We start from the raw sequence: 15,417 nt of genomic DNA, 5'->3' as shown, positions 1-15,417 counted from the left end.
GGACCAGATCGAGAAAAGATTTGGCTGGCTATCGGGGCGGCGGCCCGGGTGTGGCGCAGCGGAATCCTGCTGGGGAAGGTGGGGCTTGTGGGGGTGAAGGGGTGGCCCTTCGGGCCACTTACCATCCACAGGGGCGAGGTTGTTCGCTCACCGCAAAAACGGCGTATGACCTGCACCTATAGGTGGCTAGGTATCCCTTCGACGGCGTAGAATCAGACCCATCACAACACACCTCTGAAGGGAGGGATCACGATGAGTCTCGACCGCGACGTCGACCACTGGGGCAGCCACCCCGGCGATGCCATCGACACCGCTCTCGCTGCTATCGAGTCCTCCCTTCAAGACCTGCTGGCGAGCGATCCTGCCTATTGGCGGACCTCGACGAAGAAGGACCTGCTGGCCCGGCTGGAGGCGATCCAGGCCCAGCAGGCCGCGTTGAAGCTTCGGGTGTTGGCCACGACCGGTGACATCGCCCAGGAGACCGGCGACAAGGACGCCTCGGCCTGGATGCGCGCCGAACTCTTGGTCGACAAAGCCGTGGCCAGGTCGCAGATCAAACTCGCCACCCAGGTCACCCAGTACGAGCTCGTTGCCGACGGTCTCGCCGCCGGCGTCGTCTCCTCCGACAAGGCCCGAGTGATCACCAAGGCCCTCGACAAGATCGAAGCCGACCCGGTCGCCACCACCGAAGACCTGGCCTTGGCCGAGAAACTCCTGGTCGACTACGCCACCCGGCTCACCGCCAACGAGTTGGCGACCGTCGGCCGGAAGATCCTGGCCGAGATCGACCCCGCCCGGTTCGAAGACGCCGAAGCCCAAGCCCTGCTCGCCGAAGAAGAACGAGCCCAGCAGAAGACCGCACTCCGGATCTGGGACAACCACGACGGCACCGTCGGGTTCGACGGTGTCCTGCCGACCTCGATCGGGATGCGGTTCAAGCGGCTGGTCGAGGCCTACGCCCAGCCCCGCAAACAACAACTGGTCGAGAAGGGTGCGCCGTTGCCGCCGTGGGAACGGCTGATGGGGCAGGGGTTCTCCCGCCTGTTGGAGACCTTCGACCCCGCAGCGCTGCCCCGCCACGGCGGCGACGCCACCGTGGTCAACGTGGTGATCTCGCTGGAGGAGCTCCGCAAGGACCTCGGGGTCGCGACCCTTGGCTACGACGAAACCAACGGCACCACCATCACCGCAGCCGAGGCACGCAAGTTGGCGTGCAACGCGACCATCATCCCCTGGGTGTTGGGCGGCGACGGCGAGGTCCTCGACGCCGGCCGCGCGAGCAGGTTCTTCCACCCCATCCAGCGCAAGGCACTTCGGCTGCAGGCCAAGTGCTGCCAAGCCGAGGGCTGTGACATGCCACCGGAATGGTGCGATGCCCACCATCTCGATCCGTGGGCGGCAGGCGGCAAGACCAACCTGAAGGACGGCGCGCTGTTGTGCGCGCATCATCACCGCCTGGCCCACAACGCGGCGTACGTTCATGAGCGACTACCGGATGGCACCATCCGGTTCGCCCGCCGCCCCTAACCGGCGGGTGAGGAATCACTTCACCGGGACCTGCCCCTCGGGCCTGACGACGCCACCCGTCGACCGGTCTCAGCTCTCGCTGAAGCCGTCCGCCCTGGTGCCCAAATGTGCGTTCCGGCCACCTTTCTCGAGTCCACGGCGGCTGTCTCCCGGCCGGCGGGGACACTTCCCCACTGCGGTGGAGGTTCCCCGCGGTCCGGAGGATGGGGAAGGTCCGCGCCTGTGGGGACCTCTCCGGATCAGTAGGGAGCTAGTGACCCTGTCGGCACCGAACCCACCCCATCAGAGCCCCGCCGCTTGTGAACCCTTCACAAGGTCAGACCCACTGCCATAGGCACCCACGAGGCCATGGCCGCCCCGCACGACCAGCCACCGTGCCAAGCCCGTTCCCAACTGAATCTGCTGCGCCAGACCCCGCCGCCGACCCGATATACAGCCAAAATTCTCGACGGATCCCGGTGTCCAGGATCGCCGAAGGCGACCGGCGAAGCCGGCGGCCGAAGGCCGTCCTTGACTCCGGGCTCCGTCGAGAACACCCTCCAAGAACGGGTCGGCGGCAAACAGCACCCCGAAGAAAGAGCAGTGGGGAAGCACGACCCGAGTTCGAAGACGCTTACTGGCCCTGCTTGAGCAGCCCGTCGAGGATCTTCTCGCCGTCCTTGCCGTCACCCTTGCCGAGACTGTCGAACTCCTCGCGGAGCTCCCGCATCTCGCGCTTGGCGCTCTCGCCCTTCTCGACGAGGTCACGGATCTGCTGGATCTGGTCCTCCCACTCCTGGGACTGACCCCCGTCGATGACGTTCCAGCTCTCCAGGTTCTCGCGCCAGCGGTCGAGCTTGTCGAGGCGGTTGAGAGTCTTGTTGTCCGACTTGTCGGGCTTCTCATCAGCGGCGTTGTCGCCGTTGTCGTTGTTGTCCGTGTTGTCGGCGTTGTCGTCCGTGCTGTCGGAGCCGTTGGAGCTCTGGGACGGCTGGTCGGCCTCGGCGGGCGCGGGCTCGTAGGCGGCCAGCCACGAGGCGGCGAAGACGCACGCGATCACGATCGCCACCGCACCGAGGAGGCGGCCGGTCGGGAACTTCCGCAGCGACCTGGGCCGCGGACCGCGGACCGGAGGCGGCGTGCTGGGACGGGGCATGACACCGGTGCGGGAACTGGCCAGCCCCATCGGCTCGTCGAGCGGCCGCTGCGGCATCGCCTGGGTCGGCATCGGCGCCTGTCCGGCAGAGAGCCGGTCGGTGGCATCGGGGTCGGCACCGTTGAGGACATAGCCGAGCTCGTGGCCGACCTGGTCCATCGAGGGCCGGGCCGCGGGGTTCTTGTCGAGCATCCGGGTGACCAGCCGCGCCAGCGGCGGGGGCACCGCCCGGAAGTCGGTGATGCGCGGCACCGGTTCGCTCAGGTGCATGTGCAGGATCTTGACCGGGTGCGGTGCCGAGTAGGGCACCTTGCCGGTGAGCATCTCGAAGAGGACGCAGCCCAGCGAGTAGACGTCGGCGGGCGGCCCGACCGGGTCGCCGGCGGCCTGCTCGGGCGAGAGGTAGGACGGGCTCCCGATCACATGGCCCGTCTGGGTCAGCCCGGCGTCGACGCCCGTCATTGCGTACGCGATGCCGAAGTCGAGCACGGTCAGGCGGCCTTCACCGTCGAACATGAGGTTGGCCGGCTTGATGTCGCGGTGCACCACACCGGCCCGGTGGGCGGCGCCGAGCGCGCCGGCGACCTGGCGGGTGTATTCGACGGCCGTCTCGACCGGCATCGCGCCGCGCTGCTTGATCGGTTCGGCCAGGGTCGGTCCGGGCAGCAGCTCCATCACCAGGAAGACGTCGTTGTCGTCGCTGCCCGCGTCGAAGATCTTGACCACGTCGTCGTGGACCACCCGGGCGGTCGAGAGCGACTCACGGCGGAACCGCTCGGCCATCGTGGGGTCGTCCACATCGCGCAGCAGCTTGACCGCGACATCGCGGTCGAGGACGGTGTCACGCGCCCGCCAGACCTCGCCCATGCCACCGGCTCCGAGCAGGGTGAGGAGCCGGTAGCGGCCGGCGATCGGGGGAAGCTCGTCCATGACGGAAATTATGCCGGGGTCACCCAGGAGCCGAAGAGCGGGATGCCCTCCCACGCTCCCCCGCGTGCGATCGCGACCACCGCGTGCGGCCGGTCGAACCTGAGGTCGATCTGCCGCACCTTCGTCTCGCGCGGTGCCGCGGCGGTGGCCCGGACCATCATCCCGGTCACCGCCGCCGCCTTGAAACCCTCACGGTCGTAGGACGCGACCGCCTTCTGGACGCAGACGGCCTCCGTCTCCTCCTCGACCGCGGCCATCACTCCGCGGGCGATCTCGGCGACGCCCGGCGCGGCCGAGAGGTCGTGACGGTCCTCCACGCTCCACTCCGGCAGGTGGCTGCGCCAGCGGTCGGCCGTCGCGCCACCGAAGACGGTGACCTCCTGGACCGTCCAGGCGTGGCCGGCGCTCTGCGCCTCGAAGGCGTGGTTGCGCACCTCCCCCGCGTCGATCCTCCGGACGACCTCCTCGCTGGCCCGCCACACGTCGTCAGCGGCGACACCGTCGGCGGCGATCACGGAGTAGACCGAGATGCCGTCCTCACTGGGCGGGCAGGCGACCGCGACCGGGCCGGCGGCCTCGGTCTCCACCACCGCCTGGAAGCCGCTCTCGAGCAGCAGCAGCCCCTCGTCGTCCTCCCCCAGCCGCTCGCTCCAGCGCGGCGTCACCACCAGCGCCGAGGCGAGCACGATCAGCGTCTGGGCGTCGATCTCGAGCGGGAACTCCTTGATCAGACCGCGGGTGTGCTCGTCGGCCCAGGCGTCGAGCCCGGCCTGTTCCGGGAGCGGGTCGAGCACGACAGGAAGTCCCTTGGTCAGCGAGACGCCGGGGCGCAGCCAGCCGGCGACCGCGGCCCCGATCGTGGGGTGCGGCGCCTCCAGCAGCGCCAGCGCCGCGGCCCGCGCATCGGCCCGGTTCAACCCCAGGATCTCGTCCGTCTCGGTCTCCGCCACGGGCGCCAGCGAGGCGAGGAGCAGCCACAGGCCGGCGTACGAGATCACCGGGGACTCGGCGGACCCGAGCGCGGAGCGGGTGGCGGCGGCGTACGTTCGGACCGCCCGGGCGGCGGCGAGGGACAGGGGCGTCTGCGTTCCCGACTTCTCCATGCAGAAGACATTACGGTGACATCCACCACAGGGCCTCGAATCACGATACGGTTATGTATCGAACTAGGAGGCACGATGGCCAAGCTGAACTATCGGAGGCGGGCGCGCACAGCAGGGCTTGACCCGGAGACCGAGTTCCAGGAGATCTCGAGGCGTCTGGGGCTCTACGAGTTCCCGTGGGACACGACCCAGGCGCTCAGCTTCGCGCTGTTCCGGACCTACGCGGTGCCCTCGATCGGCCGACTGCTGGCCGACACGCACCAGTTCACCGAGAACACCCAGAAGCGCTACGACGACACCGCGCTGCTCCTGGAGGACGCCGCGATCGATGACCTGGACAGCCCCCGCGGCCGGGCCGCGGTGCGGCGGATCAACCAGATGCACCGGATGTACGACATCTCCAACGACGACATGGTCTACGTCCTCTCCACGTTCGTGGTGATCCCCCGGCGCTGGAACCAGGAGTTCGGCTGGCGCCAGTCGACCCCCGACGAGCAGCTCGCCGCGCTGCGCTACTACCAGGCGCTCGGGAAGCGGATGGGGATCAAGGACATCCCGGCGACCTATGAGGACTTCGAGCAGCTCCTCGACTCCTACGAGGCCGAGCACTTCGCCTACGACGAGGGCAGCCGTGCCGTCGCCGACTCCACGCTCGAGCTGCTGACCACCTTCTATCCGCGTCCGTTGGCGCCGATCATCCGGATATTCTCGCTGTCGCTGATGGAACCGCACCTGCTCGAAGCCTTCGGCTACCCCGAGCCCGGCCGGCTCGCACGGGCGCTGTCCCGCGGGGCACTGAAGGCCCGGGCGCGCTTCGTCGCGCTGCTCCCGGCACGGCGGAAGCCCGCGTACGTCCGGGACATGCCTCGCATCAAGAGCTACCCGCACGGGTTCAACACCGAGGACCTCGGCACCTTCGCACCGGGGTGCCCCGTGCACCGGACGGCCGAGACCGCTTAGCCCGCCCGTCACCCCGGCTTTACCGGGCACCGCTTCGCTGATGTCGATAACCCCCATATCGACAGGAGCACGTCCATGCCTGCCCCCAGCAACACTCCTGATCTCCGCGGCGCACTCCGCGGCCTCGACCGCCGCCGTTTCCTGACCGTCTCGGCCGCCGCGACCGCGTTGGCCTTCACCACCGGCCTGCCGCGTACGGGAGCCTTCGCCGCGCCGGCGGCCTCCCCCACCGCGATCACCTCGGACCCGTTCACCCTCGCCGTCGCCTCGGGCGACCCGCTGCCCGACTCGGTGCTGCTGTGGACCCGGCTCGCCCCGCTCCCGCTCGAACCCACCGGCGGGATGCCGGCCGCCCGCTTCGACGTCGGCTGGGAGGTCGCGCGCGACGATGCTTTCAGACGCGTCGTACGCCGTGGCAAGGCGGCAGCGCACACCGAGTTCAACCACTCCGTGCATGCTGAGGTCCGAGGCCTGGACGCGGCGACCGAGTACTTCTACCGCTTCCGGGTCGGCCGGTGGATCAGCCCCGTCGGGCGAACCCGGACCGCCCCTGCCGTCGGGGCCGCGGTCTCCTCGCTGACCTTCGCCCTCGCCTCCTGCCAGCGCTACGACCAGGGCTACTACACCGCGTACAAGCATCTCGCCGGCGAGGACGTGGACGCGGTCTTCCACCTGGGTGACTATCTCTACGAGTACGCCGTCAACGCCTCTGCCGGGACGCGCGGCTACACCGAGCCGCTGCCGGCACACCTCAACCACGAGACCGTGACGCTGGACGACTACCGGGCCCGCTACGGGCTGTACAAGTCCGACCCGGACCAGATCGCCGCCCACCTGGCGCACCCGTTCATCGTCACCTGGGACGACCACGAGACCGAGAACAACTACGCCGGCGACACCCCGGAGAACGCAGGTCCACCGGAGGAGTTCCTCGTACGCCGCGCCGCCGCCTACCGCGCCTACTGGGAGAACCAGCCGCTGCGGCTCCCGCAGCAGCCGTCCGGTCCCGACCTGAGGCTCTACCGGCGGCTGCAGTGGGGCCGGCTGGCGCAGTTCGACATCCTCGACACCCGCCAGTACCGCACCAACCAGGCCAACGGCGACGGCTGGAAGGTGCCGTCGGCGGAGTCCGAGGCCGAGTCGATGACGCTGCCCGGGAACGAGCAGGAGCAGTGGCTGATCAACGGCTGGCGCCGCTCTTCAGCGCTGTGGAACGTCGTCCCGCAGCAGGTCACCTTCTCGCGCCGCGACAACCCGTCCGGCGACGGCACCCGCTCGATGGACTCCTGGGACGGCTACCCCGCCTCCCGGCGCCGGATCCTCGAGGGCTGGAAGGCGTCCGAGCAGTCGAACCTGATGGTGCTGACCGGCGACGTGCACGTCCACTACGGCCTCGACATCCACGACGACTTCGACGACCCGTCCTCGCGGGTGCTGGGCACCGAGGTCGTGACGACCTCCATCACCTCGGGCGGCAACGGCGCCGAGCACCCCGCGAACTGGGCCGCGTACCTGGAGCGCAACCCGCACATGAAGTTCTACAACGGCCTGCGGGGCTACACGACGGTCTCCCTGGGGCGTGACGGCGCGGAGATCACCTACAAGAACGTCGCCCAGGTCTCCACCCCCGACGCTCCTCTGACCGTCGGCGGGCGGTTCTTCACCGAGTCCGGCAGGCCCGGTCTCGTGCCGGCGTAGCTGCCATCTCCTAGCCGCCGACGTACCGCCGCGCCGTCTCCATGAACTCGAAGATGCGCCGGCGGGACGTCTCGCGGGCACCGTCGAAGTCCTTGTGCGAGAGGTTGGGCTTGAGGTCGGCCGTGGCTTCGATCGCGGCCCTCCCCAGCTCGACCAGCTCGCCGGGCTCGGTGACGAGCTGGACCCGGAACAGTGCCTCCTGCGCGGTCGTGTACAGCCGGTACGTCTCATAGCGCAGCGCCTCGGTGTCGACACCCTCGCGGTTGTCGTTCCTGGCGTACCAGCGGTCCATGTGCGCACGGCGCAGGTTGACCAGCGCCCCGCCGAACGTCGTATAGGCGCTGAGCCGCTCCTGCCGCAGCCGCTCGCTGCGCTCGAAGCGCTCCGTGTCGACCCGGTTGCGGCGCTGGAAGTAGTGCGTCACCACCGACCCGAGCAGGGTTCCGGCCACGGCGACGATGCTGGTGACGATGACCACGGAGGAACCCAACCACATCCGGGACGCGCGCGGCGGCGAGTTCACGGCTGATCCTGGCTTAGCCTGACGAGGTGAGCAACGTCGTCGGCAACGCGGCGGTGGCGATCTTCCTCGGGGTGCTGTTGGCGGTTGCCGGTTTCGTGCCGGCGGCGGCGATCGCGTACCGCCGCAGAGGCACGTTCCCGCTCGTACGCATCCTTCTGCTCCTCGCTGCCACGATCTACGCGGTGGCGCTGTGGGCCTACACCCTGCTCCCCGTGCCCGACGTGGGCAGCTACGTCTGTGCGGGGACCCAGTTCCGCCCGTTCGGCTTCCTGGACGACATCCTCCGGGCCCGCGAGGAGGTCGGCGCCCGGGCGCTGCTCACCAGCGCCGCGTTCCTCCAGGTAGCGCTCAACGTCGTGCTGTTCGTACCCCTGGGCTTCTTCGTCCGGGCGATCGCCGGTCGCGGCGTGCTGGTCGCCGGCGCACTCGGCCTGGCGACCTCGCTCCTCATCGAGACCACCCAGCTCACCGGGATCTGGGGCCTCTACCCCTGCGCCTACCGCGTCTTCGACGTCGATGACCTGATGATCAACACCGTCGGCGCGGTGATCGGCTCCGTGATCTCGGTACGCCTCGTCCGCCACCGACCGCGGGAGGCGCCCACCACGGTGACCGTCGGTCGCCGCCTGGTCGGCATGACCACCGACCTCCTGGTCGTCCTCGGCGCCGGTGCGCCGCTCGCGCTGGCCTGGCGCGCGTGGCAGCTCTACGGGCTGGACGTCCCCTACGACCAGATCCCGGCGACCACCCAGTTCTGGCTGCTCTGGGGCCCGCCGATCGCACTGGAGGCCGTCGCCGTCCTCGGCTTCGGCCGAACCGTCGGCGAGTGGGTCGTCGGCCTCCGCGCCACCGCCTCCTCGGGCGTGTGGTGGCGCCGGATCGTCAAGCTGCTGACCGGCGCCGGCGGCCTGACGCTGCTGCTCATGACCGACTTCCCCGGCTCCGGCCTCCTCCTGCTCGCGTTCGTGCTCGCGACCGTCGTGACCCTCCCCCGCACCCGCGACCACCGCGGTCTCAGCAACGCGATCTCAGGAATGGAGGTCTCCCCGGTCCGGCCGGCCGTGTCCTCTTCCTCATGACCCAGGACGGCGCGACCTGTATGCCCTGATCGAGGCCTCCGCCTCCTCGGCGGTGATGTCGCCGATCAGTACTCGGAGAGTGAGGCCGTCGGAGAGCGAGAGCAGCTCGATGGCACGTGCCCGCGCCTCGACCTCTCCGAGGCCGTCCGCCTCCTGGAGGTGGCGGGTGCATTCCTCGACACCGACGCGGGTGGCCTCGGCGAGGATGTCGCGCACGACGGCGTGGGTCATCGCCTTGGCGACGTAGGCGTACCAGACCGTGACCCCGATCCGGCCCGCCTCGGTGGCGGGGATCTGCTGGAGCAGGATGTGGAGGAGACGGTCATGCGGCGGGCTGCCGACAGTCGCCTCGTAGCCCACGACGGCCTGTTTGACGAGCAGGTCGATGCCGGCGATCACCAGCGCGTCCTTGGTGCCGAAGTAGTGCTGAACGCGACCCATCGAGACGCCTGCCCGGGCGGCGACGGTCCGCAGGCTGACGCCCTCGATCCCCTGCTCCGCGACGATCTGCCAGAGCCCGGCGACGATCTCGAACCGGCGCTGTTCGTGGTCGACGGCTCTTGGCATGGCGCCAGGTTAACAATGCAGTCGCATCGCAACAGGTTACAATGCGATCGCATCGTTATCGGGAACGTGAGGACGCCATGGCTGGGGACATCGAGCATGCAGACACCGAATCGCACGGGAAGCGCCGGCGCTGGCCGGTGGTCCTCCTCACCCTCGTCGCGCTCGTCTCGACCGGGTGTCTGGTGATGGTGCTCGGCACGAGCGGCCCCGGCGTCGGCCACTTCCGCACGCCGGCGGGACGCGAGGCTTACATCGAGGCCTACGACGCGGCCTTCGCCGCGCTGCCGAAGCCGACCGACACGCACGACGTCGAGACCACCTTCGGCACGGTCCGTGCCTACGCCTGGATCAACCCTGACGCGGTCGACGACGTCCCGGTCGTGCTCGTGCCGGGACGGGCCAGCGGCGTGCCGATGTGGGGCGAGAATCTGCGTGACTTCGTCGAGCACCGCACCGTCTACGCCTTCGATGCGATCGGCGACAGCGGGCTCTCCGAGCAGAGCCTGCCGCTGCGCGGCATGGACGACAACGCCCGCTGGGTCGAGGAGGCGCTGGACGGTCTCGAGCTCGACCGGATCCACCTGGTCGGCCACTCGCAGGGCGGTGGCCTCGCTGCGGCCGTAGCGGTGCGCTACCCGGATCGGCTGGCCAGCCTCACGCTGCTCGAGCCGATCATGACGTTCGGCATGCTGCCGGTCTGGGCGATCGGCTGGTCGGCGGTGGCCGCGCTCCCCTTCCTGCCCGACTCCTGGCGCGATCACGCGCTGAACCGGATCGGAGGCGTCGAGGACGACGAGGTCGACCCGGACGACCCGATGGCCAGGATGATCGCCGCCGGGACGACCCACTTCGACTCCGGCAGCCTCCCGACCCCCTCGCGACTGACCGACGATCAGATGCGTGCCCTGTCGATGCCGGTCTACGTCGCCATCGCGAGCGACAAGTCACTTGCCGGCGGCGAGGACGCCGCCGAGAAGGCCGAGCAGATCCCCGGCGCGACCGTCAAGGTCTGGCCGAAGACCACCCACTCGCTTCCGATGCAGGTGGCCTCCGACCTGGATGCCGAGCTGGAGAGGTTCTGGGCCGACGTACGTTGAGTTCTACGCCCAGAGCCCGACGTACTCGATGAACATCCTGACTCCGCCGTTGAACTCGGCCGCGTTCGCGATCGCGTTGATGAGGCGTACGACCCAGAAGACGACCAGCGTGTAGCCGATCCCGAGCGCGATCCCGGAGACGGCCGCGCTGGTTCCGGTCGCCTTCGCCCGGCTCACGCCGACGTGGCCGAGGACGACCGCGAAGGCGATCGGGACGATCGAGGCGATCATCAGGAGCCCGAGGACGATCCAGACGACCGGAGCGTCCTCGAAGCTGTAGAGAGCTTGGTAGTAGCTCTGGCTGACCTTCGGGAAGCCGACGATCACGCGGACCAGGGCGACGATCACCAGCATCCCCGCACCGAGGGCGAGCCCGGTGGGACCGAACCACGCGCCCCCTCGCGGACCGGCAGCAGGGGCCGTCGGGCCCGTCTGCGACCACGCCGGTCCTACTCCTGCGGCCTCGTTGTGTTGTGACATCGCGCCCTTCCCGATCACGTTGTTCGCGTCCACCACCGTGGGTCTGGACGGCCTCGTCTGGCCCGAGACGCTATCCCACCAGTGGGGCGTCAACGGGCAGATCCAGGCCAGCCGGGGCGTGTCCGGACGCAGGTTCGGCCTGTGACAAGATTTCTCGGCTATCTGTGTTTGAAACCCGGAATTTGGGGTAGGAGATAGATACCAACAGCTCCGATCGTCTTGGGGGACCCTCTCGTGAACGTCGAAATCGTGGCGCCGCAGGTGAAGACCGCGGCCCGTTCCATCGGGACCGCGGCCGAGGCCGTCGCCGGTCTCGATCTCGAAGGCCCCATGGGCAAGGTCGCCGCGGCGCTGCCGGGCAGCACCGTCGTCGGCGCCGCGAACGGCCTCAAGACGGAGTGGAAGAGCGACAAGGACAAGTGGGTCAAGGACGCTCGCGACCACCAGACCACCACGGTCGCCGACGCCGACGCGATCGTGGAGGCCGACACCATCACGGCGCAGCAGGCGCGCTACCGCGAAGCAATGATCGGAAGAGACTGATGGCCGTCACGTACGAGACGCTGCAGAGCTGGAAGCCCGAAGATCTCGACACCGCCGCGGATCAGCTCAACACCGCCCGCAAGAGCTTCCAGGACCAGCAGGACGAGATGGACGCCGGCAAGGTCCCCGACACCTGGGTCGGGGAGGCGAGCACCCGCGCCGAGAACCGTCACCGTCGCCTGGTCGCCGACCTCAACGACATCGCTGCCCCGCTCTCGCAGGTCATCAACGGCCTCGACGAGGCCGGTGCCTCGATCAAGAAGGCCAAGGACAACGCCAAGCACGCCTACGACGACGCGATCGGCCGAGGCTGGAAGGTCAGTTTCTCCGGCGGCGTACAGATCACCGACCCGAGTCCGGACGAGAAGGACCCGGACAAGGACAAGGGCACCATGCAGCAGCTCGCGCAGACCATCCAGGATGCGCTGACCGACGCCGAGACCGCCGAGACCGAGCTGGCGGCCGTGCTCAACCACGCCACCAAGGGCGACTACGACGGCGGCGAGGGCACGATCGAGCAGGCCAGCCTCCCGCCCGAGCTGCGCAACCTGCCCGAGGACGAGCTCATCGACAAGATGCTCAGCGACCCCGGCAAGTACGACGGCTACGTCGACGCACTGCCCGAGGACGTCCAGACGCGCCTCGGCAAGGAGATCAGCGACCGCCTCGACAGCACGCTGAACGACGACGACTACAAGCTCAGCAAGGAAGAGGCCGACCGCCTCAACTCGATGCTGACCGCCTACACCGACGACGGCACCGTCGCCGCCGGCCTCTACCAGGACCTCGGCGCCGACGGCACGGTCGCCAGCATGGCGAGGATCGAGGAATACCTGCGGATGCAGATGCCGGACTCCGGCTCTATGAACACACTCGCGTCCAACCTCCGCAACGGTCTCGCGTCGGCCTCGAACAACCCCGGTTTCCCGGCCGAGCAGTTCGGCCACGACATCGTGAAGTACGCCGGACCCTCGGGGGTCTACCTCTCCGACGACGAGCAGGACGCCCTTCGGGATCGCTACCCGAACTGGGGCGGCACCGGTGGCGCCTCGGTCCTCACCTACCTGATGAAGGACCACGACCTCAACGGCAACCTCGTCCTCGGAGCGGCCGAGGAGCTAGACCGCTTCGAGCGGGCCGACGGCCCGCTGGGCGCCCAGAACTGGTACGGGCACACCGGCCACAGCCCGCTCGACACCGGCAACGACGGCGGCTGGGGCGACGACCCGATGGCCGCCATCATGGGCAACCTCGGCGATCACCCGGAGCAGGGCCTCGAGTTCTTCACAGAGGACGAGTCGCGTCAGAAGTTCTACTTCAACGATCGAACCTGGCAAGCCGACGGATACGAGGGAATCTCGCAGGCTGCTGCCGGAATCAGCACCGACCCCGAGTTGGTCAAGGAGAACCCTGAGGGCGCCGCGATGATTGCGTCGCGGTTTGTCGACTATGTCGCGGACAGCGAAGGGTTCAACGCCGAGGATGCAAAGCCGGCCTCACCATATGTCTCCGAAATCCTCAAGAACTACATGCACTCTGTCGATGACGCGCTGCACGCGAGAGGCGAGGATGGCGAAGCCGGCGTCTACACCTCCACCCCGGTCGCACTCGGAGACATCGCCAACAGCCCAAGGTTTTTCGCGAACGACATTGAGTCACTGCTCAAGGTCGGGGCGAGTACTCAGGATGGGCTTGTCAATCTCGCAGAAGGCGTCGGGACCTATCAACAGAGCCAGATCAACAACGCCGCGTACCAGATCCAGCAGAACCCCGGCGACTATCGCGACGGCAATGTGCTCAGCGACGTCATGCAGCACTCGGCGTACCTCAACGGTGCTGTCGAGCACGCGATCGGCAGCGTCGAGATCGAGGGCGCGGCGAACACGGACAAGCAGATTCAAACCTTCACCAGTCTCGTCGGCGATGTCGCTGGCATGGTGCCGCTGCCTGGGACAGGGGCCGTCGGGTCAGTCGTCGAGTTCGGCGTCGGCCAGGCGGTCGACCTTGCGACCGACCAAGCCAATGGGCACTTCGCGAACTTCGAGGAAGCGGCAACCGATCACGCCAACGAACGGGCGGCAGCGTCCCTTAACGAGTCACGGGTGAATGCTCTGGACGCGTTGGTGAAGAGTGGTGTAGTCGAACTCTCACCGGAACACCAGGAGCGCTTCTTCCCTGAAGGCCAGCCCGTCGACCTCTCGACGCTCAGCGACGAGGAACTCGGCGACTTGGCAAACCTGGCCTCCAACAGGTACCTCAACGAGTACGGAATGGGAAGCATTGAGTACCAAAATGCATACGGCGCCGCGTTCCACGAGTTCTATGAGTAGTCATCGAATTCACGCATCGCACCATGGAGAGCATCGCGTGCTGACTCGCAAGGTCATAGCAATCATGCTGAGTGCGATTGCACTGACGTCATGTGGCAAAGCGTCAACAAGCACGCTGATCGAAGCAGATGACTTCGAGACCGCCGTGGGCGAAGCCAAGGACGCTGGCGGGGGGATCGTCGGCATGCCGCCGTGCCGGGCCCTTCGCGAGTTCAACCAGGGCCTCAACCTCGCAGCCGCGGGCAAGGTGACGGGGACCACTGTCGGTCTGGATGGCGGCGCCTCCGTCTTCGCCGTGGTGTTCTCCTCGACCGCAACTCCGCCCTCTGCGACCGACGTCGTCGCAGCTGTATCCGGACATATCGAGGAGTGCGCCAACGAAATCGCCGGTGATTCATCTCGCAAGGTTGAGGAGCTAACCGACCTGCCGACGGGTGCCGCCGGCTTCCGCGGGGAGGAGAACACATCCAGCAGCGAGTTCGCGTACGCGGTGACAAGCGACGACAGACTGCTGGTCGTGGGATCTGAGTACACGACCGGCGACAAGGCACCGGTTTCCGTCGATCGCCTGCTCGAACTCGCAGCTGACCGAGCTCCGGACGTTCCCTCGGCGGAATGAGTGAACTCGCGGCTCTGGGACCAGGGTCGGTTACGGATGACTACCTCAACGAGTACGCGACCTCTGCCGACCGCGAAGGGAGATACAAGAATGCCTTCCTGGCCTGCTACCCGAAGTAGGTTCCGCCTGGCTGTCTCATTGTGCACAGCGCCATTCCTGATGACCGCCTGCGGTACAGACTCGACGCTGCTGGACACCGACGCGCTTCCCAAGGTCCAGGAGACCGCCGACGGAACTATGGGAACACCGGGGACCGGCTGGTGTGACGCACTCGGATATCTCGAGACAGCGAAGCTGTCGACCGCCTCTAAGGGGACGACCGGCGACCAGTACGTGCTCGAGAACGGGGATGTCGTCGGCGCCACCGTGTTCGTTCCCGGCGGAGGCTCCTACCCCGATGCCGAGTCGATGCTCGCCGCCATCACGGAGGCGGTCGACGAGTGCACGGCAGATGCCGACGCCGGCGACTACGGCGAGGCGACGTCGGAGCCGATGAGCGGGCTGCCCGACGGGGCCGTGGGATTCACGTTCACGAGCAAGTCGTCGAATCCGGTCGAAGTCGGCAGCATCGCGTTCGCCGAGGCGGAGGACGGACGCCTGGTCGGCGTCGGGGTGACGCACAGCGGGGATGGCGAGGCATCCGTGGATGTGGCGGACCTGCTCGCCACGGCGCTCGAGCGAGCCGCCGACGTGGACACCAAGAGCTGAACGCACCGCACGAAACGGACCAGCGGGGGGGGGGGGGGGGGGGGGGGGGGGGGGGGGGGGGGCCGGGGGCCGGGGGGGGGGGGCGGGGGGGGGGGGGGGGGGTCAATGAACTCCCACA

At 68.2% G+C, this 15,417-nt stretch carries 14 protein-coding genes; 9 read left to right on the top strand and 5 right to left on the bottom strand.

Going from position 1 to position 15,417, the window contains the following annotated elements; translation table 11 throughout:
- The first annotated feature begins 252 nt into the window (after positions 1 to 252).
- On the top strand, positions 253 to 1,527 hold the full coding sequence (locus tag ACIRON_RS10050) for a DUF222 domain-containing protein (RefSeq protein WP_402992185.1): 1,275 nt from the start codon (positions 253 to 255) through the stop codon (positions 1,525 to 1,527).
- 613 nt (positions 1,528 to 2,140) lie between these two features.
- On the opposite strand, the gene ACIRON_RS10045 is transcribed toward ACIRON_RS10050, so the two are convergent.
- Together ACIRON_RS10045 and ACIRON_RS10040 are read right to left on the bottom strand one after the other, a co-directional pair.
- Positions 2,141 to 3,592 (bottom strand): protein kinase, encoded by a 1,452-nt coding sequence (locus tag ACIRON_RS10045; protein ID WP_402992184.1) that lies wholly within the window; start codon positions 3,590 to 3,592, stop codon positions 2,141 to 2,143.
- An 8-nt stretch (positions 3,593 to 3,600) separates the two neighbouring features.
- A complete protein-coding gene (locus ACIRON_RS10040; protein ID WP_402992183.1) occupies positions 3,601 to 4,695 on the bottom strand; it encodes a hypothetical protein in 1,095 nt (364 codons plus the stop codon).
- A gap of 75 nt (positions 4,696 to 4,770) precedes the next feature.
- Here ACIRON_RS10040 and ACIRON_RS10035 point away from each other — a divergent pair, with 75 nt between their 5' ends.
- Positions 4,771 to 5,655, top strand: a complete 885-nt coding sequence (locus ACIRON_RS10035; RefSeq protein WP_402992182.1) for an oxygenase MpaB family protein — start codon at positions 4,771 to 4,773, stop codon at positions 5,653 to 5,655.
- 75 nt (positions 5,656 to 5,730) lie between these two features.
- Positions 5,731 to 7,353 carry an alkaline phosphatase D family protein gene (locus tag ACIRON_RS10030; protein WP_402992181.1) on the top strand — a complete coding sequence of 541 codons (1,623 nt, stop codon included), beginning with the start codon at positions 5,731 to 5,733 and terminating at the stop codon, positions 7,351 to 7,353.
- A 10-nt stretch (positions 7,354 to 7,363) separates the two neighbouring features.
- Here ACIRON_RS10030 and ACIRON_RS10025 read toward each other — a convergent pair whose 3' ends face one another.
- Positions 7,364 to 7,876 carry a hypothetical protein gene (locus ACIRON_RS10025; RefSeq protein WP_402992180.1) on the bottom strand — a complete coding sequence of 171 codons (513 nt, stop codon included), beginning with the start codon at positions 7,874 to 7,876 and terminating at the stop codon, positions 7,364 to 7,366.
- Positions 7,877 to 7,902: 26 nt separating this feature from the next.
- Between ACIRON_RS10025 and ACIRON_RS10020 the strand changes: the two genes are divergently transcribed.
- The gene (locus tag ACIRON_RS10020; protein ID WP_402992179.1) at positions 7,903 to 8,955 is read left to right on the top strand and encodes a VanZ family protein; all 1,053 of its coding nucleotides are present in this window, start codon (positions 7,903 to 7,905) and stop codon (positions 8,953 to 8,955) included.
- Here the strand turns inward: ACIRON_RS10020 and ACIRON_RS10015 are convergent.
- Complete coding sequence (locus ACIRON_RS10015) at positions 8,950 to 9,522, bottom strand: TetR/AcrR family transcriptional regulator (RefSeq protein WP_402992178.1); 573 nt, start codon at positions 9,520 to 9,522, stop codon at positions 8,950 to 8,952. The genes ACIRON_RS10020 and ACIRON_RS10015 overlap by 6 nt on opposite strands.
- A 77-nt stretch (positions 9,523 to 9,599) precedes the next feature.
- On the opposite strand from ACIRON_RS10015, the gene ACIRON_RS10010 reads away from it, so the two are divergent.
- On the top strand, positions 9,600 to 10,619 hold the full coding sequence (locus ACIRON_RS10010; protein WP_402992177.1) for an alpha/beta fold hydrolase: 1,020 nt from the start codon (positions 9,600 to 9,602) through the stop codon (positions 10,617 to 10,619).
- 3 nt (positions 10,620 to 10,622) lie between these two features.
- Here ACIRON_RS10010 and ACIRON_RS10005 read toward each other — a convergent pair whose 3' ends face one another.
- On the bottom strand, positions 10,623 to 11,132 hold the full coding sequence (locus tag ACIRON_RS10005; RefSeq protein ID WP_402992176.1) for a hypothetical protein: 510 nt from the start codon (positions 11,130 to 11,132) through the stop codon (positions 10,623 to 10,625).
- Between the two features lie 201 nt (positions 11,133 to 11,333).
- Between ACIRON_RS10005 and ACIRON_RS10000 the strand changes: the two genes are divergently transcribed.
- The 4 genes from ACIRON_RS10000 (at position 11,334) to ACIRON_RS09985 (ending at position 15,299) form a co-directional block, all read left to right on the top strand.
- Positions 11,334 to 11,642: a hypothetical protein gene (locus tag ACIRON_RS10000; protein WP_143033779.1), complete on the top strand. Its 309-nt coding sequence runs from the start codon at positions 11,334 to 11,336 to the stop codon at positions 11,640 to 11,642.
- Complete coding sequence (locus tag ACIRON_RS09995) at positions 11,642 to 13,972, top strand: hypothetical protein (RefSeq protein WP_402992175.1); 2,331 nt, start codon at positions 11,642 to 11,644, stop codon at positions 13,970 to 13,972. The genes ACIRON_RS10000 and ACIRON_RS09995 overlap by 1 nt, the downstream gene beginning before the upstream one ends.
- A 37-nt stretch (positions 13,973 to 14,009) precedes the next feature.
- Positions 14,010 to 14,591 carry a hypothetical protein gene (locus ACIRON_RS09990; protein ID WP_402992174.1) on the top strand — a complete coding sequence of 194 codons (582 nt, stop codon included), beginning with the start codon at positions 14,010 to 14,012 and terminating at the stop codon, positions 14,589 to 14,591.
- A gap of 159 nt (positions 14,592 to 14,750) precedes the next feature.
- On the top strand, positions 14,751 to 15,299 hold the full coding sequence (locus tag ACIRON_RS09985; protein WP_402992173.1) for a hypothetical protein: 549 nt from the start codon (positions 14,751 to 14,753) through the stop codon (positions 15,297 to 15,299).
- Positions 15,300 to 15,417: the final 118 nt, after the last annotated feature.

Origin of the sequence: Nocardioides sp. NPDC101246 (assembly GCF_044767415.1) — a bacterium.
Lineage (GTDB): Bacteria > Actinomycetota > Actinomycetes > Propionibacteriales > Nocardioidaceae > Nocardioides.
The sequence above is the reverse complement of the archived record's forward strand: the minus strand, read 5'-3'. Positions and strand labels throughout refer to the sequence as shown.